The organism is Brunnivagina elsteri CCALA 953 (assembly GCF_002289455.1).
Lineage (GTDB): Bacteria > Cyanobacteriota > Cyanobacteriia > Cyanobacteriales > Nostocaceae > Brunnivagina > Brunnivagina elsteri.
Window position 1 is genome coordinate 1 of the sequence record NZ_NTFS01000056.1, and the last position, 23,417, is coordinate 23,417.

Here is a 23,417-nt window from a genome sequence, read left to right on the forward strand (position 1 = left end):
ACAAGACATTGTTTAAAATATTTGGATTATTTTTAAACGTTTTAATCGCTTTAGAAATTCTGGAAAATATCACAGGTTATCTCAAGAAGCATGTTTTACAAGTTGAATTAGTAATCGTTACTTCCTTAATTGCTGTTGCCAGAAAAATTATTATTCTCGATTTAGATAAAGTTTCGGGAATGGATATTATTGGTCTAGGTATTGCAGTTCTCTCTTTATCAATAAGTTATTTTATCATTCGTATTGGCAACTCAAAACCTAGACATTAATGGAGAATTCAGTTAGTAGTTGTAGGTTGGTGGAGGCTTTGTGTAACCCAACATTAATCAGTGGACAGGAATCGGGAATTAAGAATCAGTCTTGTAGTAACCCAACAACAACTTTAATATTTATTTTATAAACACGCTCTAATTAAAATGGCAATTTTTTTCATCTTTGAAGCGGATTTTGTTGAATCCCTGCGTTGTATTCCCATGCAGGCAAGATATACCCTTGACAGTTGCGGTATCAAATTAAAATTAACCGATTGGCATCGCATGACTCAAAATGAACGTCAAGCTTTGCTAGATATGCCATGTAAAAGCGAAAATGAAGTGCAAGCATATCGCGAATACTTGCAAAATTTGATATTTAATTACACTGGAAAAATTCCCTCCGAATTACCAATTGAAGACTATCCAGCTTGGCTAAATGTAGACAAAATCTCTGAAGAAGTGGAAGCAAAAGCTTCTGAATTTGGTGTCACGATTTCACTACAACAATGGGCATTATTATCACCCTTACAGCGATTTGCTTTAATCAAACTTAGCCGTTCTGGTCATGAAAACAAAAATTTTCCGAAAGCTTTAGAAGAATTTAATTTAGTTGATTTGTAATCTGACTTTTAACCGGATGTGGAAAAAGAAAGCTGGTTTAGTTCAGCAAGACATGCAGTTTATTTTCATATAGTAAACTGAAAATTTCGTTTAACCAAGCAAATAGGGAGTTTATACGGAATAGTTCTTTTTAATAACCCTGTATGGGGATTTATACGGAAAATATTCCGTATAACCCGTCTAAAAAGGTTGCTTATAAGGAAAGTTTCGGTATAATACTAGAATTGGTGGGATTAAACAGAATAGTTCGGTATAAATACCTTATAGAAGGGGATTATATGGAAACGTTCGGTATAATAAATAGTTATGCGGCTCGCATTATTGGTTGGGGCAGTAATTTCAGGGTGATCGGTGTGGCAATCAGAGTCAGTGAGTTTTTAAGCAGTCATGAGAAGATCGAGAAACCATAAGCAGCAGAAACTCAAGCCGAACGATCAAGATGTATGAATTACTACATTCATTTATCCAGCAGCTTTTCCCCCATTACCAAGTTGATGTAGCGCGGCTTGAGCCACTTCTCGAATCAAGAAGGGTTCTGAAAGGAGATTTTTTATTTCAAGAAGGTGATGTCTGCGATTTTGTAGGTTTGACGCTGAAAGGCTGTTTGAGAAGCTTTTTTCTCAAAGATGGCAAAGAACTTACTCTGTTTTTTCATCCTGAGCATCATACTCTAGGGGACTATGAAAGTCTTCGACGGCAAACCCCTGCTTACTTTTCCTGTCAAGCAATCGAAGACTCGGAAATACTTATTCTGACTACACAAGCGATTGCAGTTTTGGAAACAATGCCAGATGGTCAGAAATTACTCCGACTCGTTGTGGAAAACCTCGCTTTTCAGTTGCGCGATCGACTGCTCTCCCTCTATCGGGATTCACCTGAACGACGATACCTAAATTTCTTGGAGCGCGACCCCCAGCTTTTACAACGTATCCCGCAGCACTATTTAGCATCGCATTTGGGAATTGAGCCAGAATCCCTAAGCCGATTAAAGCGAAGAATTCAAAAGAAGCGATCGACTTAACCAAAGTCAATGCACGTTATTCGTCCACACAATAAAGTCACTAAAGATACATTTACATTGCAGAGGAACGCTATGTTACTAGAGCAAAATAAGGCACTCGTTCTGAAATTCTATGAAGCTTTCGATCGTAAGGATGTTGAGCAATGTCGAGAATTGATGTCTGCCGATATTGTGGGGCGAGGTATGGGAACAGATACACTGAAGGGCTATGATGCTTTCATGCAATATGGAATGATGATGTTTTCTGCATTTCCAGATGGTCGCCATGTTTTGGAGGAAGTCATTGCTGAAGGCGATAAGGTTGTCACTCGTGGAACCTTCAGCGGAACACATCAGGGTGAGTTGATGGGTATCCCGCCAACAGGTAAGCAAGTCAAGTTTTCAGTAGTTCACATCGATCGGATTGTAGACGGTAGAATTGTAGAACATTGGGGGCAAGGCGATACTTTTGCGATGACGCAGCAGTTGGGTATGGTTCCGATGTAAAAGAGCAGTGTTGTAGATATAAACACACCGCATAACAAAGCCCATGCACACCGACCGCCGAGAGTTGATCGATTATGATGCAAAGGCTATCTGCGGCGGGTGATGGGCAACGTTAAATCGACCACTTTACTCAGTATACTTACACTATATACTACAATTATTTGGTAAGTGGCGTATTTAATGGACGATCGCGATAAGCGGAGTTTAATCCCGGAGTCATATCGCACAAGCTTTCAGGCAATTAAAACATTCTTCTTCAATGGATTGCCTTAAAATAATTAATTATCTGATAACTAAAGAATGATAAACAGTATACAAAAATAATTATTCTTCATGAATTTTTTGTAAATAGGGCAAATAGGGATTAGCAGTATTTACTAATAGTGTTTTAATTTTTAATTTCTAATCCTCCGACAAAGACTAAAGCTATAGTGTATTTAGCAATCCTGCTAATGTGGCTGGGGTTTACTCCAACCGCCAAATTCGTTTCAAAAAATGTTTAAATGTATCCTGTAACTCAATGACAGGCAAAAACGCAAGACAGAATGCATTTCTGCGGCTAGTGTCTGCTAATGGGGCAGCTTTGGGGTCCGATTCTGGCTACTCGCTGCTCGCAAATAGGGAGGTAGTTATTGGACGCGATCCTGGTTGCCAGATTGTTTTAGACGCTATCAAGTATCGGATGGTATCCCGTCGTCATGCTGTAGTTCGACCTTTATCCCCATCCCCTGATGGTCATAGCACTTGGGTAATTTGCGATCTGAGTAGCGCTAATGGCACTTACTTGAACGATCACCGGATTGAAGGTTGTCAAGAATTGCAAAATGGCGATCGCATTTCTCTGGCACAAGATGGTCCGCAATTATTATTCGAGTACGAGGTTAACTATCCAGCAACAGTTCTCGGCTCCCCAGCCGCGACATCTCTTGCACCTGCAAGTAGGTACGAACCAGATACACAAATCGATTCAGTTAGTTTTACACAACTATTTCCCATTATTTCCACCGGGAAAGATTTAACTAGCAAAGCTTATCTAGTTCCGGGAATCCTAACTGTAATATTTGTTGTCTTAATGTTTGCTACAGTTGGTCCAGGGCAGCCACTCGTCATTTTCGGCTTAGTTTTCGATACAAATACTATTGTTGGTACTTACATCGCTTCGGCTGCATATTATTTTGTTTATCGACTGTGTGGCAAGCACAAACCTTGGTGGGTACTTGTCGCAGTTGCATTAGCTACAGCCTTAATTTTAAAAAGTCCAATATTGGATCTATTTATTTTTGTTTTTCGCGTTGTTTTACCAGGTAGTTTACCTAGAGATAACCAACAAATTACCCTCACTGAACTGTTAGTGCGGATGTTCTTCGGTGCTGGATTAATGGAGGAATTGCTCAAAGCTTTACCCATATTAGCTGCCTACGGAATTGGTCGATTTTTACCTCACCCTTGGCGCGATCGCGTTGGTGTTGGGGAACCGCTTGATGGGATTCTCCTTGGAACCGCTTCGGCTGTTGGTTTCACATTAACGGAAACTCTTGGACAGTACGTACCGCAGATTGCTTTCAATGTTGCTCAACAATCAGGTGCAGATGCTGGACAATTGGTAGGGTTGCAACTGTTAATTCCCCGCATTTTAGGTATAGTTGCCGGACATATGGCTTATAGTGGTTATCTGGGTTATTTCATCGGTTTAGCTGTTCTTAAACCCAGTAAAGGCTGGCAAATTCTGCTGGTAGGCTATTTAACTGCGTCTGGACTTCATGCTTTGTGGAATGCAACTGGAGCTATTAATGCTTTGCTATTAGTCGCTGTTGGGGTTCTTTCCTATGCCTTTTTGATGGCTGCTATCCTCAAGGCAAGGGTACTTTCACCAAATCGGGCACAAAATTTTGCGACTCGTTTTCTGGAGAGGAAATAGAACTTTCTCAGTGTGTAAAATACTGTTTTCTGTATTGTAGGGGCAAACGGTTGTTTGCCCTTATTGTTGTTTTTTAATCTTTATATGTGTACATCGAGCCATTTTATAGTTCACCTAATCCTCTCTCTATAATGCTTTTCTGCCTTTTGATAGATGGCACTTGACTAGCAAGAACCTATAGTTAGATTTAGTGTGGTAAACTTTTACCTTTTAGTAATATCTTCTGACAAAATATTGATTTTTCCAGCAAAACAGGATAACTCGCATTTGTAAATAAATTGCGATATGAGCTATTCCTCTGCCAGAACAGCACAAACTAAATTGAAAGAAATTCAAATAAGTCTAATCTTCAGTTGCTTCAGCTTGAAATTTATTCAGTTGACGCAATGCATAGTATGCAACTGCCAAACTAACTCTTGCTTGCTCGATTTCAGATAGGTGTTTCCATTCGTGTTCACCAACTTTATTGAGTGCGGATTCTAGACTTTGAGCTTCGCTATTTCGCATTGCGTAAGAATATGGACGTGCCAGAACTAATAAATCATCAGTTCCCAAATTTGGTAATACTGCTTTAGCACATAATGCTAACTGTTCTCCCATTGATTTTGTTGGGCTGAATATTTCTGCTGCTTTTTCGGCAATTTTCTCAATCCAGTTATGGGGAACGCGAGATGCCATCAGCGATTGTAAATTTTCTTTAAGACTAGTAATTATACTTCCACGTGTATTACAATTGTAGTGTTGTTTTGTGGCGACATTTGACCATAAACAATCAAGTTGCTGATGAAAAGCTTGCGATCGCGTAGGTAATTCTGCGTCGAGAAATTCACCCATACCTAACTTTGATTCAAACTGTAATTCAATTTCACGGAAAAAATCTTCTGTTTCGCTGTCTGCGGGATTCCAAGGGTAATTGATATCTTCCGAATCTTCTTCGGTATCTAGCAATGCTTCGAGGAATTCTAATTCGATTGGGTTGGAATGTATTTTGTCTTTGCCGTTTAATCCTGTGCCGTTTAATTGAGTCATCATGTTTGTCTCCAGGTTATTTGATTTAGCAGTTTTAATTTAGCAGTACTGACAGCTACAGCTTCAAGTTTTAGGTTTCCGCAAAAAGAATATGAATTTGATTAGTTTGGCATGATTTTTTTTGAGATGCTAGTTTTATTTAATGCTCAAGTAAAGTCAATAGTAAATTTACGGTTTTCTGACTAATTTTCGACAATAAATTCCCAGACATCATTACGACTACTACCAAACTTTAACAGTGTCCCCGATTCTAAGGGTACTTCCTGATGGTGGATTCGCAACCAATTACCAGACTTAAAAATTAGAGTTCCTCCAGTTGAGTCATCACGAAGAAAATAACTCAGCACTGGTATTGTTGCACTAAAGTTATCACGACAGATAATTTGAGCATGTTGTCTCGAAACCGATAAATCAGGAATCACAATATAATTATCTGTAGTTCGACCGATACGGGTAATCGGGGTTTGTAGTAGGGAAATTGTATCTTCACTATTAAGTAAGCGTAGGGAAGCGCTGGGAATTCTTGTATATTCTGGTAGGGATGTAGGTAATTCGGTAATACTTTCATCCAAGCTGCGGAGGATTTGTCCGTCGAATTCGGGATGCATGTAGAGAACAGGCAAAGTCCAAGCTGGATAATTAAACTTAAATTGGATGAGTAATTTGTGTCTTGCTTCTGCCACAGCTTCATCAATTGCCTTACGCGATCGCAAGGCTTCGGAGAATGCTTTGATAAAACTTATACTCTCATCATCGCGAATTTCGTCACGCATCCCTAACACGGCTGGAACTCCGTGTCGAATCAAGACTTCAGCTAAACTGCTGTAGGGTACTGTTTCCTGATTAACCGATGCGGGTTGCGCTCCCCAGCAGGAATTAAATACAGCGAGTTTCACACCTGTTCGAGTTAATACTTGAGCAAGTTCGATACCATTAAGCCTAGCTTCGGGATGTAAATTTAAAATACCACCGTTAGGATTTCGCAATCCATGTCCGGCATAAAACAATACATTATAAGATTGTGTTTCTAATGCAGCGATTAATTCTTCTGGTTTTGGCTGAATTAGGGTTTCGACCATACAAGGAGCATATCTACCCGCACTGTTAGCAACCGTGACACCTTGCGTTAGAGTTTGTTTTAATACCTTTGCTTCTGCTTGGAGTTCCAGGTTTTCATCTTCCCCTAACACCAATAAAACATTCAATCCAGGGTCACTACGTAACTTTGGCAAGGGTTCAACATCACTGGTAGTCCGGCTAAATATGACATTTTGGCTCAGTGAAATTGCGGGTTGACCAGGACGCTGCATCGTTTCCCAGGGTATGGAGATTAGATAAGGATCGCGTAATTCCAAACGCAAGCGAAGACTTTTGCCTAATGCGATCGCAGCACCACGATTATGTTCCAAACTATTAAGAATTGGTCCATCAAAGACCCATTGCCATAAATTATTACCAAAATGCTGCATCAACTGACTACTTTTATTAGTCGGCTGCCCTGAAGTGATTAGGGGTAATTCGATTGGTAGTTGTTTGATCTGCTGGGATGAAACTTCGGTTTCGGAAGATTGAGGTGATATTTGGAGGTTGCTATGTCCGGCAAACAATTGCTGCCATTCTAGCCAAAGTTGTTCCAAATAGGGATTCCAGACGCAATCGTGAATAACGTGACCACTGGGATAGGGAGCTTTCACCACCCAAATAGCGAAATTGTGAGTGCCAGCGTGGACAAGACGCGCGATCGCCAAATTTAAGGATGGCATGGATTCATTCAACTCAAAGGTTAAAGCAAGTTATTTCAAACAACTATTTTAAATGGCAAACCTATTTACAGAAACACCCAAGGAAGAAATATTCCTTGTTGCTTCGGTATTGAGGTTATTATATTCACCGAAGTAATCTTTAAATTATTTCAGGTTTGTCACCATTTTATACGGTTTTTCTTAATAAAGAATTTAGTTAGCTCTTTGATTAGGAACACAAAGAAATCCCAATATAGAGGTCTGGGACACCCAGCCCCTACGAATGATATGGTTGATAACTATTGTTGTATATAGAGCTTCTCATTTAGATACAATCCAAAAAAATATCAGGGACACCAATAAATAAATTATCCCCAATCGTAGGGGCGGGGTCTTCCCGCCCTTAGAATTATTGATACGATAGATAAATCCCTAACCCTCTTGATTTTCCTGGTGTTCTTCAATTATTACCAGGTCGATTAGTATCTATTTTGGGAGTATCAATAATTGAGGGATTTGCTGTGGGAGTACTGGTATTTGGGGATTTATCGACTGGTGCAGTTCCATCGACCTTATTTTGCAGACAGGGGTTTTTTGTGCCTGATGCTGGTTGAGTTTTGGAAAAACCACTACCTTTGAGTTGGGAGGCTTGAATCCAAATTTTATCATTAGGCTTGAGTACAAACGATGCTTGATCGACAGCAGGTGGTCCAGCAGGAATTGGTACAGCTTGACACACTAATACTTGGAGAACATTGCTTTGATTTTCTGGTGCTGAAGTTTCTGGGGATGTTTCCAGGACTTTTAATATTGTGCCGGAAGGTATAAAACCACCATTATTATTGAAGGGTTTGGAGGTTTTGCTAAATGCGATCGCATCTTTTTCTTTGATCTGAATTAATGAACCTGCGGGAAAATTTGCCTGTTTTGTATCGTTGACAACAGTTGGTGATGCTGTGGAATTTACTATCTTTGTTGGTGAAACAATGGGCACTGTGGTAAATGGGAATTGCCGTTGGGAAGAAAATAAATAGGCTATAAAGCCTGTTGCGGCTAGTAGAATTGGTAGTATAACCAACTGCAAGGGAATTTTTTTGCTTGTTGCCGGAGCTGTATCGGGAATTACTTGGGTTCGCTGATTGGGAGAGGTGAATTGCCTGCTTGGGGTTTCGTTTGTTGGTAAATCGTGAATGTTTGACCCATAAAAATCCGATATGTTGGGAATTAAGATCGATTCTGGTTCTGTATATTTGATTTGATAGTAAACCAGGGCAATTGTGACGTTATCATGCCCGTTTTGGGTGTTGGCAATATCGGTTAATCTATCTACCACACCACTTATGTCAACGTCTTCGCTGGAGTCTGTGTTGAGAATTGGCAAAATTTCGCTTTCCCAATACTGTTCAACCCGATCGAAGTCGCTTAAACCATCCGAACACAGTAAAAATACGCAGTCTTCATCAAGGACAAACCTCTGGGCAGTGGGATGTAATGAGTTGCTGTTACCCATTCCTAAAGCTTGAACAAGGGAACCACTAGCACCTTGATTAATGGCATCACGGTAAACTGCATAGCCTAACCTAACTTCCCGCGATGCCACATCATCATCAAGGGTGACTTGGTAACAACCTTGACGGGTAATTAGGTAAGCGCGACTATCTCCAACGTGGGTGACATACATTTCATGGGCTATAGGTAATGCCATAACTAGGGTTGTACCCATGCGCTGTCGTCCTTGCCGACCCTCAATGTCGTTACGCTGGCTAATTTTGTCATTTGCGGCGGCTGCTGCCTGTTCTAAGTCGGCAATTAAGCTTGCTGGATCGATGCGATCGCGTGGTTCTCTGGTTAGGGAATTTACTTTTTGCTGGATGACTTCAATCGCCGTATTTGAGGCAACATTACCACCTTCGTGTCCACCAATACCATCACAAACTATGGCGAGGGCTGTGGGTTGGGGTGGTTTACTCACCTTGCTGCCACTGGGGGGATAGCAGGAATCTTCGTTACGCTGACGGCTTGGTCCGGTGTCGGTTTTAGTCACAATTTTTACAGATGAGTTAAAAATTCCCCCACTGCTATTTTCTGCCCTGCCAAGTTCAATTAATCCTTGGTCTAAAACTGCTACTAATTGTTCACCAGAATGAATTTCCCTGGATATCAGCGAGTCACAAACCTGAGTCAAAAATTCCGCGATCGCAGTTTTGGTTTTGTGTAGCAAGTTAGCACGCCAAAATTCTCCCAAATCGCCTAAGGTAGATGTTTTTTCGGTATCAGCATGTAATTCTAATAACTTAATTATCGAGCCTTCCGGTCGCATTAATAATGGGTCTAACAAACTCGATGCCACACCCTCGCTTGCTAAAGGTTGCCAAAGATTGGCGATTTGCCACAACCAGTTCAACTGTCGCATTGATGTTGCTTCACCCCAAGCCGAATCAATCGAATTGTATAATTGCGCTTCGGTGACTAATTCATTATTGATTTGTAGAGGTGGTTTTTCTAGTAGCAACACCTGTTTTTGTGATTCACTATCACCCAAATACATGACTCCATAAACTTGAGGAACGTGGAGTCTGTAGGGAAATAACCGTAAATAAGCCTTGAGTTTATGTAAATTTTCCATCTCCGGTACTGATGGAACGAGTCCGGGTTTGGTATCTAAAAGAATAAACTGTCTGATAATTAAATAGCGATCGGCTAAAATATCCCCATCAACACCTAAACTTTTTCCTTCTGTAACCGCCCATAAGTAACGTTTTGGCAACGGTGTTCGACACTGATGACAGAAATGATGGTTAAGGGAATTTGCAGCCTGACAAGCTTGATTGGGGCAGTAGAGCGTTGCCGCGTCTTTTTCCATATTTTTTTGCACGATCGGCTTTACTTAGCAATTTTAGTTAACAGGATGTGTGGCGGTACTCTCAACCGCTCGTTGTTTTAGTTTAGATATATTTTAAGTTGGATAAGCTTAGATATATCTTAAATTTTGGCTCGTGATACTGCAATTCCTCGCAGGTGATACCGTAAGGGTAGAGATTTGCGAAAAGCATAAATGCATAAATGCAAATACAACTTGGCATTAAGACTTAACTTAACCTTTGCGCCTAAAGTTCAAATATATTAAGTTAAATAAACAGACGTATCAAGTTTAATCACTATTTTTTAAAGGTTCGGTTGGAAATGGGGAATTTTGAGTAAAAGTTGAGGTCAGAGTTTTTTGTGCATGAGTTTTTGTGTATTTTAATACGATTATTATCGATAAGGTTTGTTGGAATTGTGCAAGACTGTCTTTAGTTTATCGGAGTGGGAGCAATAAAAGCTTAATTTAAAACTAAAAATTCATGGGAATAATTCATGAGTTTCCAGTATGTAGAGGTTAGTCCATTGCTTTTTATCCTCATTAACTACTTTGGGGTAAGTTATGATATGGAAAGCTAGAATCAGTGAGGGAATGATTCTAGGCGACGTATGCAAAAAGTGTCAGAGAAACGTTCTACAATTGGCAACTATGGCTATATCTGTTTTAATTATCGACTCAAGTTTAAAGGCTTGTTCAGGCTGATTCTAATAAATTCCGTATTGTCGATTTGTTCGGGAATCCTACCGATACTATCAGCGTAGTTATTATCATTGATCACGAGTAGTGTTTTTTCATCTAACGGCAACACACTCTCAATTGTCACAAACGGAAACACAAAAATACCATCTTTTGTCCCGTTTCCACCAATACCATTAGGGTCGGATATATTCAGCAAATCCACCAATAATTCCTTCTCCACGAAACCTGCTTGATTTACTTTCTGGAGATTAATTTTATAAATGCGTTTAAATTTTGCTGGATTTTTAAAGGCTGAGTTGCGAGAGTCTCCCTGGTTATTATCGCGCTCAATCACCAGAAATTCTTCATTGTTGACCGCAGTTAAGTCGCCGATCGCATGGTTGGGATTTTCCAATTGGTAAGCAAAAACTTGTCCGGTATATTTTTTGCTAGTTAAATCAAATTCATAAATCAACAAACGCTTTTTTTGGACATCATCTTTAATCACACCTTCCAGCATTGCATACAGCATTGTACCGCGAGGATTCAGCGCCATTCCTTCAAATCCTTTGGAACCACCAAGATTTGCAGCCGCATTTCGGGCTACGCTGTCGGTTAACTTTGTAAAATCTGGATCAAATTCTGGGTTGTCAGGAGACTGAACAAAATCCGATTTACCAATACGTAATAAATTTGGCACAGGGAAAGGAGCTTCTAAAAGTTCTCCCTTTGCTCCGAAATGCAGTAAAAATGGACCAAACTCATCCCCCATCCAAAAACTGCCATCCGGGGAACGACGGAAAGACTCAATATCAAAATCACCACCTGTAAGTAAGCGATTTGCCTTAATGAGTGGGCTAACAGGGATATTACTACCAGGATAATTTGTTTGTTCCGCGATCGCGGAAAAATTGACCAGAGAATTGCGATATGCCTTTGGCATTAAGCTCCGCTTATCGCTCAGTTCAACAAAACTCTGACGGTTGAAGCTAAACAGACGCTCTCCAGTTTGAAAATTCACCGGAAACACCTTTCCACCAACAAAATCCGGTTCCACAGCGTAGATACGGAGTCCGTAATCGAGGGAATTAGCTTTACTCCCAAAACCATTATCAGAAATAACTAGGAAAGTACCCGGTTTTGTCCCCGCAATGACGCTAGAAAAGCCCTGTACGGGTTGAGCATTGCTAAAAGGAGTAGTACGTTTAGTTTTCTTAAACTGTGCCGTTGTTGAGCCAGGAGCAAAGGTATCAGCCGCAAGAATAGCACGTCCTGTCAGTTCGGCAGCTTGTCCGCGAAAGCTTGGAAGCAGTAATAAAATTACTGTCAGTATAAATCCGCACTTCGCTGATGGTAGATGATTCATTCTCTCCAGCCAAAAATCAATAGTTAAAGGTTAAACAATCAATAGTGTACCGACTGGAAGTTAAGAATTGGCTATCGGTAGAAGAACTCAGCATCAACAAACCTGAAATATCAAGCTACCAATAACCAGTAACCATTAACCAAAAAAACTTTGCTTACCCAGCTTCAATGCGGGGAAGTCCCATGCTGTAATTAGTGACACGGGCGTTAAGATTGTAGCTAATCTCGGCTTTTTGGAGGAGCGATCGCACAAAATGTTCCAAATCCGAACCGATACGACGCAGGTTATAGTCAGTCAAATCAACACCGCTCGAAGCTTCGACTAATTCATCAAACAGACGATAAACCTTTTGCAGGGCATCTTCATTCCAAATAAACTCATTATCAGGATCGATATCCAACGTTAAAACCTGATTACTGGGAACTAATTCGCCAGTTTTGTCTAATTCCGCCGAAAAAATGCGGATGTGGCGGGTTGTAGACTTCAGCAGCATCGCATTATCCATAATCTGAAAATGTCAAAATATAGGTTGATCACCAATATTGTAGACTGCCATTGAGCATTGGGTATTTTTCCTTCTGACTCCTGCCCTCTACCTTCTGACTCCTGCCTTCTGACTCCTGCCCTCTACCTTCATCTTGATTCCTTGATTTTTTGGGGAACTACAAATTTACTGTGGCTGTCTGCGTATCTAGCCAAAAAATACTTGCTAAATTTCTTCTACTTGTTACATTTAGATCGAAAAACTAACAATTATTTTTCGAGTGAAAATTTTATCCTCATCAGTCGCGATAATCCATAAAAGTCCCTTAATTTCTTTACCCAACAATTTGTATTTTGACTCAAATGAACAAATCATACATCGAGTATTTGTACGTAAAAACGTTACAGTCGGTTCTAGCATTAGGATAATAGAAGGAATTACCGAGATATTACTTACGTGTAAACACTGGACTTTTAGTAAAAAGAAAAACTGCTGTTGACGTTCTGATTAAGTTAATGTAAAAACCTTTAAAAAGCACCACCAAGTTCTTACACAAACTTTATTATATGGAATCTGAAAAACTGAATAATAGTTATGGTTTACCCAAATTACATCTGGGGCTTAGGGGTAAAAACTTGGACTAGAATTTGGTTTAGCTACAAGCAACACACAGGAGAAGATTATGGGATATAAATTAATTTGACTAATTTGACTGCGAGGGATTATTGATTCAAACTAGAGGGATTTAAAAAGCATTAAAAATTTTGGCTTGAAACATAGCTCCTCACTCTGAAGACTACCAACTCAAGGAATCCAAGAAACTATGAACTCTAAAGCCTTACCACGCCAAATCAACAATGTCGAAGTCGGTGTTTATGAGTGCGAAATTCATCTCAAATTTCGTTTAATTGAGGAGAAAAGTCTGCTGGGCGATCGCGATCAGCTTTTGCAAGTGTTACTAGAAGCACTTACCGAAGGTTCAGATGAATTTCTGGAAATGCTACAAGCATCAGTTAAAGCTCATGAATCATCAGAGTTTAAGGCTTCACCACAAATGCGTCGTCAGTTAATGCGTTTACGCAATTCTACTGATATTTGTCCGTAATCGTTTGTAGGGTGGATTTTATCAGGTAAAGAAAACAGAAAATTTGCAAAATTCTGACAGCAGATTGACTGTTTTACATATACTTGATTTGAGAATGAGTCGGCTGATGTAATTAGACTCCACAACGTCTATCCCTGTTTTAATCTTTGGATAATTCGGCTTTATATATTTTCAGGCAACCGTTGCGAATAATTAGGAAAACTCAACTTTTGTATAAGTCAGATATTCCCAAGCTATCAACGGTAAATGATTCGCTTAACGAAACAAGCCCTATCAACCATCCAAAGGCATATTTGCGGAAAGTCGTCGTCGTGTCTACAGTAGCCCTCACCCATTGCACTACAGAGAATTATATTGGGTGCCTACTACTATTAATTAAGAACTCCTTGGCTCGCTTTATAGTGGCTTCTGGTGGACTAATTTTTTATTTTGCATTTCAGGGTAATCGCTAAAACAGAATAATTTTTTCCTCTCAAACGCGAGTTAGGTATCAATTCCCCCAAAATTGTTCAATAAGGGGACAACTTGCTTTCTCGATTTTGCTTTTTTATTTAAGTTCCCAGGGGTATATAAAATAAGGGCAAACAACCGTTTGCCCCTACAGTATTTTCTAATATCTTCTGCCTTGCTTACTTTGCTAACCCATGTTCGAGAGCAAAGCGTACTAATTCTGTGCGGCTATTTGTACCTGTTTTACTAAACAAACGACTGACATATTTTTCGACGTTGCGAACGCTTGTCTCTAAACGACGAGCAATTTCCTTATTCATTAACCCTTCCGCAACCAGGTTTAAAACGCTTTGTTCTCTAGGAGTCAAATCGATATTAAATGGTGCGGGGGATTGTGCGATCGCACTTTTTTGGGTCAATAAAGCTTTGATTTGAGCAATTTGTTTGGCTAGTTCGGCAATATCTGGAGTTTCTCCATCTTCGGCAGCAACTTGGGAACTTGCCAAGCGTCGTGCCAGGAGATTTTCGACTATGGCAACCAATTCATCAGGATCGAATGGTTTCGGCAAATAAGCATCGACACCAGCCTGATATCCTTGAATGCGATCGCCTGTCATCCCCTTCGCAGTCAAAAATATAACTGGTAGTGTCTTGAAACGAGCATCTTCCCGTACCTGCTTCAGAAATTGATAGCCATCTACTTGAGGCATCATGATGTCCGAGATGAGCAAATCTGGTGGATTCTGTTGCATTAAATCCCACCCCTCACGGGCGTTACTGGCAACTTGAACGCTGAAACCACTATCCTGCAAATAATCCTTGACGGCTTCACGCAATCCCGGTTCATCATCTACCAGTAACAATTGTGCTGACATCTAATCTATCCTTGTCCCTTACTTTCCTCCAATTTAGCGAACTTTCGGTACACAAAACTACCCAAGAGGAAATAGTTATTAATGGTTAATGATTAATTGTTAATTCCCCATCCCCAATTCCCAATGCCCAATTCCCTACAACCAATCAATAATTTTGGCTTTTTCTGGTAATTTGGCTTCCATTTGCCCGTAGTAACGCGCTCTGGCAGTAAATAAACCAATCGGGGTAGTTAATATATCGATGAGGCTGGCTTTGCCTAATATCGCTTTAAAACTGAATTTTGGTACTTCCTTGACAATCCAGCGAATTAAACGAAAACAGCATTCCTGAAAAGTAATCGCTCGCATCAAGTCAATACCGTACAACTCATGCAAATAGCGGTTGGAACGCCCATATCGTCGCCATTGACTCGCTAATTCGTCGAAGGTAGCGCGATGACGATGCTGAACAACCGCATTTGCTGCAAATTCTAAACTACCAATACCTTCTTTCTGAATTCGCCAACAAATATCCGCATCACCTCCAGTTGTCAAATAAGGACGGAATAATCCGACTTTCTCTAAAACGAGACGACGAATCGCTAAATTCGCAGTTTGACCGTAGGGACAGAATTTATTTGCTAGGGTATGCTTTTGCGATAATGTTTCTTGGCGATCGGCAAATCTTTCTAGAAATGTTTTGCTTTTAAGTGCGGCGATTTCCCCAGCAACCATCACAACATTCGGCTTGACAAAATCCTGTACTAATGCTTCTAACCATTGTGGTTGGGGACGACAGTCAGCGTCGGTGAAAACGACAATTTCGCCAGATGCAGCGCGAATCCCCGTATTCCTGGCTGCATAGGAGCTTTGAATTTGAACTTCCCTTAAGGGACGAATGGTAATTGGGCAATGTTCAGCAGCAGTTTGGAGACATGTGAGGGTGCGATCGCTACTGTTGTTGTCTACCAACAAATACTCTACCTGCTCTTTGGGATAGGTTTGCGCCAACAAGCAAGCGATTAGCTCCTGTAAATCCTCTTCGCCATTATAAATAGGAATAACTACCGACACCTTGGGGAAAAAGCCATGAGAGCTATTAGAGGTGGGTAATTCGTTTGATTTAGGGGGATTTGATTTAGGCGGGTTTGGTTTAGGTGGGTTTGATTTATAAACCATAAAATTTAGGATTTTGAATATTGAGATTTACTAATTAGTATTCCCATTTCAAAATCCTAAATCAGTAGGATGATGCTGTTTTGCTACACAAAAAATCTTATTCAAAGCGTTACAATTTGAAATCAGATTCAAATCATAAATCCACACTACAACTTCAAATTAACAGCGCCGGGGCTTGCTGGTCGCTGGGAAGTCGAATTTGGTTGTTTAGGTAAAGCAAATGTGTTTGATAGGGCAGTCAAAGCTCTCACATACTGAGGGTCCCGTTGGGTTCCCAACATATCCGGATTAGTCGCTAACTGACGCTGCTGGACTTCAGACAGGTCAAGCTTGATATCCGGGGCAATCCCTTTGTGATTGATATCAGTGCCCTTGGGAGTGTAATAGTGTGCGATCGTGATTGCCACACCCGAACCATCTCCAAGTGGGTGTACCGACTGCACCAAAGCTTTACCAAAACTTTGGGAACCGATGACAACTGCCCGGTTATTATCCTTGAGCGCACCAGTCAAAATTTCGCTAGCACTAGCAGAATTATTATCAATTAAGACAGCGAGAGGGAGTTTTGTTAGGGATGTTTTGTTCGCTTTGAAGGTTTCATCACTGACCCCTTCGCGATCGACAGTACGAACAATCGAACCACTATCCATCCACATCCGAGCAATTTCAATACTCGCTTGTAATAACCCACCAGGATTACCACGCAAATCAAGTACGTAGCTTTCCGCACCTTGGCTACCTAAGTCGCGGATAGCTTTTCGCATTTGGTCTGCGGCATGGGCACTAAATTCCCGTAAGCGGATATAGCCGACACGTTTTTGTCCTTCTTGTCGCAAAGCATAGCGAACAGTTGGTACTTCGATTGTTGCTCGCGTTAGTTTGAGGTCAAATTCGTTTTGTCCTGTACGTCCTAAACGCAAAGTAATCAGCGAACCAGCTTTACCACGAATCAGTTTCGAGGCATCATCTACTTTCATCGATTGAGTTGCCTTACCATCAATCGCTAAAATTTGATCGCCTGCTTTCACACCTGCTTTTAATGCTGGCGAATTTTCGATTGCTTCCACTACGGTGAGACGCTTAGTTTTTTCGTTCACCTCCATACGGATACCAATCCCCGATACTTCACCGGAAGTTTGACTGGTGAGGGCATCATATTGCTTGGGGTCCATAAATCGGGTATAGGGGTCGCCCAATTTTTTTAATGCTTCGCGAATGGCTATATAGGCTTCTTCACGCGATGAGTAGTTTTTGGTCAACAACTGTTGTCGAATAGTGACCCAGTTTTGTTGATTAAACTTGCCATCTACATATTCGCGGTTTACAAGTTGCCATACTTGGTCAACAATGGCTTTGGGGCTATCTTGTAGTGCAGCGCGAACCGAGCGACACCAAGCTGGACCAAATACAGAAAACAGAGCTGTGGAGGTGATCGCTCCACCAATCAAAGCTACTTGCAGTGGTGAGTAACGTTTCGCAGATTGGTTCATGTATATCAGCTGGAATAATTTTAGTATTGTTAACAGTTTAGCAATCAGCTTTTGGGAGAAAGCTATTTAAGCCTTTATACTCGCTTTCGCGAGTTCTAACCTGAAATATTCACTTAATCTTTATGCTGAAAAAGATTTTGTCACCTTTACAACATTATCTCTACTAGTTAAAATTGAGTTCCTCCGGAGATAAAAAAGAATAATCGGATACTTTTTTTGTAGTCTTTTAGTACGCAAGATTGCTTATATTTAGGATAACACTTGATTGTATACATCAATAACTATCTATGGCTTTTCTGAAGCTAACAAATTTGCTTCAATTCAACTATTTATGAAACGAAAAGTTACACAGTATGATGTCAGTAAAAAACTTGAGAGGTAAGTTGAGAAGGTGGCAGTTCTTACAAAAACTTGCCTTTGGGCTGTTTCTTCTCCTTAGTTTTTGGCTGGTTTTTAACACTATAACTCTAATCTATGCATCTTCCAAGGCAGTAGATGCCAATTTTGTACTAGGTGGTAGTATCCAGCGTGAAATATATGTTGCAGATTTGGCAAGGAAAAAACCCGAAATACCCACTTTAATCTCGCAAGGTTCAGAAGAACCATGTATTTTGCTGATTTTTGAGAAGAAAGGGGTTGATTTGGCAAATATTTGGTTAGAAAAATGTGCAGATTCAACATTTGAGAATTTTTTCTACAGTCTTCCGATTTTGAATAAATGGAAAGTTCGTAAAGTCAGGCTAATTACCTCTAGCAGCCATTTACCCAGAGCAAAATGGATGGCACAAATTATTTTAGGTTCTCATGGTATTTGGGTTGAGCTTGACATTGCCAAAGAGAAAGGAGTACCTGGAAACCGGGAATCTTGGATAAAAACAGGAATGGACGTAACGCGCAGTCTATTTTGGGCTGGATTTAGCCATGTTATCCAACCACAGTGTTCTAATGTGATTGAGCTTGTTGATGTAGATATAAAAGCTTGGCAACAAAGAGGTTTTAATTGCGAACGTTGGGGAAGACAGGTCAAAACATAGCGATTCTCCTTTGGATGCAATGCAAATATAGAAATAAGGGCAAACAACCGTTTGCCCCTACGGGAATTCTGAATTGTTCCACAGATAAATGCTGTGTGCAAACAAAAAAAAGCTTCCCCAAAGAGGAAGCTAATATGTCTTGTCGAAAAACTTTTAATTTTCAATTACTTTTTAGAAGCAATCTACAACCAACTTAATCCAAAACAGGACAAAGCAAGAATTGCGGCAATTATATAGAACACTGCAACAACTTGCAATTCAGACCACCCAGAAAGTTCGAGATGGTGGTGTAGCGGAGCCATTTTCAGCAGACGTTTACCTTTACCGTCGGGACCTTTTGTTGCTTTATAATAACCAACCTGTGCCATTACAGAGAGGGTTTCTACAAAAAAGATGCCACTGAGGATAAATAAGGCTACAAGACTATTCGAGATTAATGCAACACCTGCTAATGCACCACCCAGTGCGAGGGAACCAGTGTCTCCCATGAATACGCGGGCTGGGTTGCGGTTATGTGCTAAAAAGCCCAAGCAACTGCCACTTACAGCAGCACAAAAAATCATTAGTGGAACTGAAGTAGGTGCGACTAAAACACCCAAAGCCAACATTGCGATCGCAACCGTTCCTCCAGCCAACCCATCAATACCGTCAGTTAAATTAGTTGCGTTACTTTCAGCCACTAGCACAAATCCAGCTAGGGGCCAAAATAGCAATCCTAGAGGTAAAGAAAAACCCAAAGGAAGAGCTATATTTGTAATATCAAATGAATTAGAATGTTGATTAAGCATTAACCACAGACAAAACACTAGTGCAAAGCTAAGTTGCAATATTAGTTTCATCTTGGGCGAAATACCTTTATTAGATTTCCGGCGAAGAATTTGCCAGTCATCTAGCCAGCCAATAAAACCGTAACTCAAAGTCAGAGCGGAGACGGCGAGGACATTGCTGTCAAAGCCAGACCACACACAAGCAACAACTACCGCAACGGGGATAAAAAATATACCGCCCATTGTTGGTGTTCCAGCTTTCTTAAGGTGAGCCTGGGGTCCATCCTCTCGAATCACTTGTCCAGCTTTGAGGGCTTGCAGCCAGGGTATAACCCAATAACCTATTGCGGCAGAAATAAGGGCACACAATAGGAGCGGCATGGTTAGCGATGTCGCAAGCCAGGGCATCCGACCTGCTACCACGTCAAATATGATTGCTGCAATGCCCAGTCCCACGCCTAGTAACGAAACCAGACCGATACCAGTAATGTTCAACCCTTGGTCAGGAGATAATTTTGCGTCCACTGAAATTTCCCTTCACTCCACACTCTATTTAAGCTATTTGCTTTCATTAATAGGGACTATGTTTGCCAACAGTCCTTTTTTAGAAGCTATGGTTCTTCGGTATCGTTGTCGTCGTCGTCATCGATTTCATAGCCATCTTCACCACCTAAAAACTCTGAGATTTCTTCTTCGCCTTCAGCACCGTAATCTTGTTCGTGATTTTCCCGTGCGATTAGACGACCGCTTGCTTGCAACCAATCTAAAAGCGAAGTCTCTTGCTTTAATGGAATTACAGCAGCGCGTTGATTGCGGGGTGCTTCACGTAATGGAGAATTAAGCATATCGACAAAGACACAAATAAAGATAATGTAGCTGGACAATAAGAGTCTATCACTTGATACATGAGAATTTAGTTATTCATTCAACTCTTTCCTCGGAAAATCCGACAAAAATTTGATTATTTAATATTTGTAGGAAAATCAAAGGAATATTCTGAGTTTTTGGTATTTTGCTTAACATCTTTAGTTTTTTCTTCTTAATACTGACAATTTACTGATTTTTTTGAGGTTTCAAGCAAATGATTGGAAAAGCTGAACTGATTACTGCGATCGCGCCAACAAATCGGGGCTTATTAGCAACTGAGTCTGATAAACAAGCTATTTTATCTGCGATCGCAAATCTAGAGGACTTTAACCCTACACCTCGTCCACTAGAGTCTAGCGAACTACTCGATGGTGATTGGCGACTACTATACACCACAAGCAAGGCTTTATTAAACCTCGACCGTTTCCCTTTTTACAGGTTGGGTCAAATATATCAGTGCATCCGTGTAAAAACCAACAGTGTTTATAACATTGCTGAAATTAGCGGATTTCCCTATCTGGAAGGCATTGTCTGTGTTGCCGCTAAATTTGAACCGCTCACGTTTCGTCGTGTCAAAGTCAAGTTTGAACGCTCTATCTTAGGATTTAAGCGCATAATCAACTACACATCCCCCTCAGACTATATCCAGCAAATCGAAAATGGTAAAAAATTTAACGCCATTGACTTCTCTATTCAAAGTAAGGAGCAACAAGGATGGCTCGATATTACATATATAGATAAGGATCTGCGAATTAGTCGCGGCAATGAAGGTAGTGTATTCGTCTTGACTAAAACATAGATACTCCTAAAAAATGTGCTTGCGTCCAAAAAAGTATTCGATATTAAGTACATTGTCAAGGAGGGTGTGACACCATTTTTTGAGGATTGGGATTGAGAATTGGGAAACTAGTCTTACCGTCGTCTCTTCCACTGGCTCTAAATTTCAAATAACTTAACAAAGCAACATCTAGCTCCAAGGTAGTTTTATAGTGAATCAATAAGCCCTATATATTTTGGCAATTCATAACTAAAAGGGAGAAACTCATGGTTCAACGTGGTTCTAAAGTACGTATTCTTCGCCCTGAATCCTACTGGTATCAAGACCTAGGAACAGTTGTAACGGTAGATCAAAGCGGTATTAAATACCCTGTGATTGTCCGTTTTGAGAAAGTTAACTACTCTGGCATCAACACCAATAACTTTGCTGTTGATGAGATGATTGAGGTTGAAGCTCCTAAAGCCAAGCCGAAAGCTGCTGCTGCTGCTAAATAATCAAGGTAATTCCTTGGTTGATTACCCATGCGATCGCAACTTTATGGGATGAATGGGTAATTTAAGATGGGGTAGTAGGGTTGTCTCGGAAGTTCTCTGGAATTTTCGTTTCTTCCCTGTTGCTCCATCTTTATTTTTGAGAGATTTTATTTTTATAGATTTAAGATTCCAATAAGTTGTAGGCTGGAAGGAAACAGAGTGCATTGCTAACCTACGCTAAATGCCTGAACTGCCTGAAGTAGAAACAGTCCGTCGGGGTTTAAATCAATTAACCCTAAATCAAAAAATTGTGAGTGGAGATGTCCTTCTACATCGCACTATTGCTTATCCCCTAGAGGTAGAAGCATTTTTAACTGGAATCCAAGGATATCAAATTGTCACTTGGCATCGTCGTGGCAAATATCTTTTGGCTGAATTGGGAATAAGGGAAGAAGGAAAACAGGGAAATATCGAAGAATCTCCTTCTCCAGTCTGCACTTTTTCTTATCTTGGGGCACACTTACGAATGACAGGTCAATTACTATACCTGAATCGTGACGAACCATTACATAAACATACAAGAGTACGAATATTTTTTGATAATGATAAAGAATTACGTTTTGTCGATCAGCGTACTTTTGGGCAAATGTGGTGGGTTCCCCCACAGGTAGAAGTAGAAAGCATCATGACTGGTTTGGCAAAGCTGGCAGTCGATCCATTTTCTCCTGAATTTACCATCAATTATCTGGCAAATAAGCTCAAAAATAGCCGTCGTCCAATCAAAACGGCTTTACTCGATCAGTCAAATATTGCGGGTTTGGGGAATATTTACGCTGACGAAGCATTATTTCTCAGCCATATTCGTCCAGAAACTCTTTGTACGGATTTGCTGCTTCAGCAAATTGAAAAGTTACATCCAGCGATTATTGAGGTACTGACGAAGAGTATTGAAGCTGGGGGAACTACTTTTAGTAATTTTCTGAACGTTGAAGGTATTAATGGGAATTATGGTGGTGCGGCATGGGTATATAACCGTACTGGTCAAGCTTGTCGATTATGTAGTAGTCCAATTCAAAGAACTAGATTAGGTGGACGTTCTAGTCATTTTTGTTTGGAGTGTCAGCAGTAACATTAATATAGATATTGAACCGTACAAATGCGGCTAAATATTATTTTTTCATGGAATATGAATATTTTCAAAATCAGCTTGTTTTCTGTGTTGTTATTCGGAAATATTTTTTTAGCGATAGAAGCGGATGCCAAACAGCAGAAAAAAAGACTTGTGCGGGGAAACTGTGGAAAACTGAGTTGTGATGTAGTAGTCAAACAATTGCGATCGCTTTACCCCAGCTATATTAGTAAATTTGAGAAAGAATGTCCCAATCCCAAGATTTTTGCTGCTGATGTTGGTATTGGTGAAAGAAGTGCTAAACAAGCTTGGTTTATTTGCTGGGAAGCTACAAGAGACAAAGATAAAACCCGTTCTGGTAGTTTTTTAGGTACTTTACCACTTCCAGGTAATGAAGCACCGTTTTTGTCTCCCTTGCCCAGTGACTCCCCATATACCCCAGGATTACAAACGCGCTATCCTGTAGCCATCAAAAAAGCCCAGTTTGAATGTGCTACCAACAGTGGTAATTTTAATATCTTAGAGGACAAGGAAAAGAACAAAGTCCAATTGCAGTGCTACTTTCAAGCTGGTGCCATTCCGGTAGATATAAATGGCGATTTCAAATCAGATGGGGAAAATTCCAGGGGTGCAGGTGTTGATATAATGTTGGGAACATTCCCTGCGAGTGCAAAATAAAGTCCCTTAGGAATGAGATTTTTTTAATATACAAGGTTGGATCAAGGCTTTGCGTAACCCCACATCGACTCTACCTAGGCTGTTGATTTTGATAGAATTTCCACGTTTTTAGTTCATACAATTTTTGTGTTATTGACTGGTTACTAGGCTC

21 protein-coding genes are annotated in these 23,417 nt (G+C 40.4%); 11 read left to right on the plus strand and 10 right to left on the minus strand.

Annotated features, from left to right (window positions below):
* The 5 genes from CK510_RS07460 to CK510_RS07485 form a co-directional block, all read left to right on the plus strand.
* Nucleotides 1-269, plus strand: a 269-nt coding sequence (locus CK510_RS07460) for a phosphate-starvation-inducible PsiE family protein (RefSeq protein WP_169927008.1), incomplete at its 5' end; no start/stop codon positions are given.
* Between the two features lie 147 nt (nucleotides 270-416).
* Nucleotides 417-875, plus strand: coding sequence for a nitrate reductase associated protein (locus CK510_RS07465; protein WP_095721103.1), 459 nt, complete (start codon nucleotides 417-419; stop codon nucleotides 873-875).
* A gap of 439 nt (nucleotides 876-1,314) precedes the next feature.
* Nucleotides 1,315-1,896, plus strand: a complete 582-nt coding sequence (locus CK510_RS07475; RefSeq protein ID WP_095721105.1) for a Crp/Fnr family transcriptional regulator — start codon at nucleotides 1,315-1,317, stop codon at nucleotides 1,894-1,896.
* 72 nt (nucleotides 1,897-1,968) lie between these two features.
* Nucleotides 1,969-2,382 (plus strand): ester cyclase, encoded by a 414-nt coding sequence (locus CK510_RS07480; RefSeq protein WP_095721123.1) that lies wholly within the window; start codon nucleotides 1,969-1,971, stop codon nucleotides 2,380-2,382.
* A 520-nt stretch (nucleotides 2,383-2,902) separates the two neighbouring features.
* Nucleotides 2,903-4,300: a PrsW family glutamic-type intramembrane protease gene (locus tag CK510_RS07485; RefSeq protein ID WP_095721106.1), complete on the plus strand. Its 1,398-nt coding sequence runs from the start codon at nucleotides 2,903-2,905 to the stop codon at nucleotides 4,298-4,300.
* 342 nt (nucleotides 4,301-4,642) lie between these two features.
* Here CK510_RS07485 and CK510_RS07490 read toward each other — a convergent pair whose 3' ends face one another.
* The 5 genes from CK510_RS07490 to CK510_RS07510 all read right to left on the minus strand — a co-directional run bounded on the left by CK510_RS07490 (nucleotide 4,643) and on the right by CK510_RS07510 (nucleotide 12,483).
* Nucleotides 4,643-5,332, minus strand: a complete 690-nt coding sequence (locus CK510_RS07490) for a hypothetical protein (RefSeq protein WP_245911923.1) — start codon at nucleotides 5,330-5,332, stop codon at nucleotides 4,643-4,645.
* A gap of 179 nt (nucleotides 5,333-5,511) precedes the next feature.
* Nucleotides 5,512-7,092 (minus strand): CHAT domain-containing protein, encoded by a 1,581-nt coding sequence (locus CK510_RS07495; RefSeq protein WP_095721108.1) that lies wholly within the window; start codon nucleotides 7,090-7,092, stop codon nucleotides 5,512-5,514.
* A 439-nt stretch (nucleotides 7,093-7,531) separates the two neighbouring features.
* Nucleotides 7,532-9,934: a PP2C family protein-serine/threonine phosphatase gene (locus tag CK510_RS07500; RefSeq protein WP_095721109.1), complete on the minus strand. Its 2,403-nt coding sequence runs from the start codon at nucleotides 9,932-9,934 to the stop codon at nucleotides 7,532-7,534.
* A 667-nt stretch (nucleotides 9,935-10,601) separates the two neighbouring features.
* Nucleotides 10,602-11,978, minus strand: coding sequence for an esterase-like activity of phytase family protein (locus CK510_RS07505; protein ID WP_095721110.1), 1,377 nt, complete (start codon nucleotides 11,976-11,978; stop codon nucleotides 10,602-10,604).
* A gap of 154 nt (nucleotides 11,979-12,132) precedes the next feature.
* On the minus strand, nucleotides 12,133-12,483 hold the full coding sequence (locus CK510_RS07510) for an NAD(P)H-quinone oxidoreductase subunit M (RefSeq protein ID WP_095721111.1): 351 nt from the start codon (nucleotides 12,481-12,483) through the stop codon (nucleotides 12,133-12,135).
* 802 nt (nucleotides 12,484-13,285) lie between these two features.
* On the opposite strand from CK510_RS07510, the gene CK510_RS07515 reads away from it, so the two are divergent.
* A complete protein-coding gene (locus CK510_RS07515) occupies nucleotides 13,286-13,567 on the plus strand; it encodes an Npun_R1517 family heterocyst differentiation transcriptional regulator (RefSeq protein ID WP_095721112.1) in 282 nt (93 codons plus the stop codon).
* Between the two features lie 629 nt (nucleotides 13,568-14,196).
* Here CK510_RS07515 and CK510_RS07520 read toward each other — a convergent pair.
* The 3 genes from CK510_RS07520 to ctpB all read right to left on the minus strand — a co-directional run bounded on the left by CK510_RS07520 (nucleotide 14,197) and on the right by ctpB (nucleotide 17,540).
* Nucleotides 14,197-14,892 (minus strand): response regulator transcription factor, encoded by a 696-nt coding sequence (locus CK510_RS07520; protein ID WP_095721113.1) that lies wholly within the window; start codon nucleotides 14,890-14,892, stop codon nucleotides 14,197-14,199.
* A 135-nt stretch (nucleotides 14,893-15,027) separates the two neighbouring features.
* On the minus strand, nucleotides 15,028-16,050 hold the full coding sequence (locus CK510_RS07525) for a glycosyltransferase (protein WP_095721114.1): 1,023 nt from the start codon (nucleotides 16,048-16,050) through the stop codon (nucleotides 15,028-15,030).
* Nucleotides 16,051-16,196: 146 nt separating this feature from the next.
* Nucleotides 16,197-17,540: a carboxyl-terminal processing protease CtpB gene (gene ctpB / locus CK510_RS07530; RefSeq protein WP_095721115.1), complete on the minus strand. Its 1,344-nt coding sequence runs from the start codon at nucleotides 17,538-17,540 to the stop codon at nucleotides 16,197-16,199.
* A gap of 353 nt (nucleotides 17,541-17,893) precedes the next feature.
* Here ctpB and CK510_RS07535 point away from each other — a divergent pair, with 353 nt between their 5' ends.
* On the plus strand, nucleotides 17,894-18,574 hold the full coding sequence (locus CK510_RS07535) for a YdcF family protein (RefSeq protein WP_095721116.1): 681 nt from the start codon (nucleotides 17,894-17,896) through the stop codon (nucleotides 18,572-18,574).
* Nucleotides 18,575-18,756: 182 nt separating this feature from the next.
* Here CK510_RS07535 and mraY read toward each other — a convergent pair whose 3' ends face one another.
* Both mraY and CK510_RS07545 read right to left on the minus strand, forming a co-directional pair.
* A complete protein-coding gene (gene mraY, locus CK510_RS07540) occupies nucleotides 18,757-19,866 on the minus strand; it encodes a phospho-N-acetylmuramoyl-pentapeptide-transferase (RefSeq protein ID WP_095721117.1) in 1,110 nt (369 codons plus the stop codon).
* 86 nt (nucleotides 19,867-19,952) lie between these two features.
* On the minus strand, nucleotides 19,953-20,186 hold the full coding sequence (locus CK510_RS07545; RefSeq protein WP_095721118.1) for a DUF3134 domain-containing protein: 234 nt from the start codon (nucleotides 20,184-20,186) through the stop codon (nucleotides 19,953-19,955).
* A gap of 236 nt (nucleotides 20,187-20,422) precedes the next feature.
* Between CK510_RS07545 and CK510_RS07550 the strand changes: the two genes are divergently transcribed.
* The 4 genes from CK510_RS07550 (at nucleotide 20,423) to CK510_RS07565 (ending at nucleotide 23,266) form a co-directional block, all read left to right on the plus strand.
* Nucleotides 20,423-21,007 carry a PAP/fibrillin family protein gene (locus CK510_RS07550; RefSeq protein ID WP_095721119.1) on the plus strand — a complete coding sequence of 195 codons (585 nt, stop codon included), beginning with the start codon at nucleotides 20,423-20,425 and terminating at the stop codon, nucleotides 21,005-21,007.
* Between the two features lie 245 nt (nucleotides 21,008-21,252).
* Nucleotides 21,253-21,480, plus strand: coding sequence for a photosystem I reaction center subunit IV (locus CK510_RS07555; protein WP_095721120.1), 228 nt, complete (start codon nucleotides 21,253-21,255; stop codon nucleotides 21,478-21,480).
* Nucleotides 21,481-21,700: 220 nt separating this feature from the next.
* The gene (locus CK510_RS07560) at nucleotides 21,701-22,588 is read left to right on the plus strand and encodes a DNA-formamidopyrimidine glycosylase (protein WP_095721121.1); all 888 of its coding nucleotides are present in this window, start codon (nucleotides 21,701-21,703) and stop codon (nucleotides 22,586-22,588) included.
* A 57-nt stretch (nucleotides 22,589-22,645) separates the two neighbouring features.
* Nucleotides 22,646-23,266 (plus strand): hypothetical protein, encoded by a 621-nt coding sequence (locus CK510_RS07565; protein ID WP_095721122.1) that lies wholly within the window; start codon nucleotides 22,646-22,648, stop codon nucleotides 23,264-23,266.
* The last annotated feature ends 151 nt before the right edge of the window (nucleotides 23,267-23,417 follow it).

Excerpts from the sequence above, each read along its gene's own strand:
- CK510_RS07465 (WP_095721103.1), top strand. The coding sequence starts at position 417 with ATGGCAATTTTTTTCATCTTTGAAGCGGATTTTGTTGAATCCCTGCGT.
- CK510_RS07475 (WP_095721105.1), top strand. The coding sequence starts at position 1,315 with ATGTATGAATTACTACATTCATTTATCCAGCAGCTTTTCCCCCATTAC.
- CK510_RS07480 (WP_095721123.1), top strand. The coding sequence starts at position 1,969 with ATGTTACTAGAGCAAAATAAGGCACTCGTTCTGAAATTCTATGAAGCT.
- CK510_RS07485 (WP_095721106.1), top strand. The coding sequence starts at position 2,903 with ATGACAGGCAAAAACGCAAGACAGAATGCATTTCTGCGGCTAGTGTCT.
- CK510_RS07490 (WP_245911923.1), bottom strand. The coding sequence starts at position 5,332 with ATGATGACTCAATTAAACGGCACAGGATTAAACGGCAAAGACAAAATA.
- CK510_RS07495 (WP_095721108.1), bottom strand. The coding sequence starts at position 7,092 with ATGCCATCCTTAAATTTGGCGATCGCGCGTCTTGTCCACGCTGGCACT.
- CK510_RS07500 (WP_095721109.1), bottom strand. The coding sequence starts at position 9,934 with ATGGAAAAAGACGCGGCAACGCTCTACTGCCCCAATCAAGCTTGTCAG.
- CK510_RS07505 (WP_095721110.1), bottom strand. The coding sequence starts at position 11,978 with ATGAATCATCTACCATCAGCGAAGTGCGGATTTATACTGACAGTAATT.
- CK510_RS07510 (WP_095721111.1), bottom strand. The coding sequence starts at position 12,483 with ATGGATAATGCGATGCTGCTGAAGTCTACAACCCGCCACATCCGCATT.
- CK510_RS07515 (WP_095721112.1), top strand. The coding sequence starts at position 13,286 with ATGAACTCTAAAGCCTTACCACGCCAAATCAACAATGTCGAAGTCGGT.
- CK510_RS07520 (WP_095721113.1), bottom strand. The coding sequence starts at position 14,892 with ATGTCAGCACAATTGTTACTGGTAGATGATGAACCGGGATTGCGTGAA.
- CK510_RS07525 (WP_095721114.1), bottom strand. The coding sequence starts at position 16,050 with ATGGTTTATAAATCAAACCCACCTAAACCAAACCCGCCTAAATCAAAT.
- ctpB (WP_095721115.1), bottom strand. The coding sequence starts at position 17,540 with ATGAACCAATCTGCGAAACGTTACTCACCACTGCAAGTAGCTTTGATT.
- CK510_RS07535 (WP_095721116.1), top strand. The coding sequence starts at position 17,894 with ATGATGTCAGTAAAAAACTTGAGAGGTAAGTTGAGAAGGTGGCAGTTC.
- CK510_RS07545 (WP_095721118.1), bottom strand. The coding sequence starts at position 20,186 with ATGCTTAATTCTCCATTACGTGAAGCACCCCGCAATCAACGCGCTGCT.
- CK510_RS07550 (WP_095721119.1), top strand. The coding sequence starts at position 20,423 with ATGATTGGAAAAGCTGAACTGATTACTGCGATCGCGCCAACAAATCGG.
- CK510_RS07555 (WP_095721120.1), top strand. The coding sequence starts at position 21,253 with ATGGTTCAACGTGGTTCTAAAGTACGTATTCTTCGCCCTGAATCCTAC.
- CK510_RS07560 (WP_095721121.1), top strand. The coding sequence starts at position 21,701 with ATGCCTGAACTGCCTGAAGTAGAAACAGTCCGTCGGGGTTTAAATCAA.
- CK510_RS07565 (WP_095721122.1), top strand. The coding sequence starts at position 22,646 with ATGAATATTTTCAAAATCAGCTTGTTTTCTGTGTTGTTATTCGGAAAT.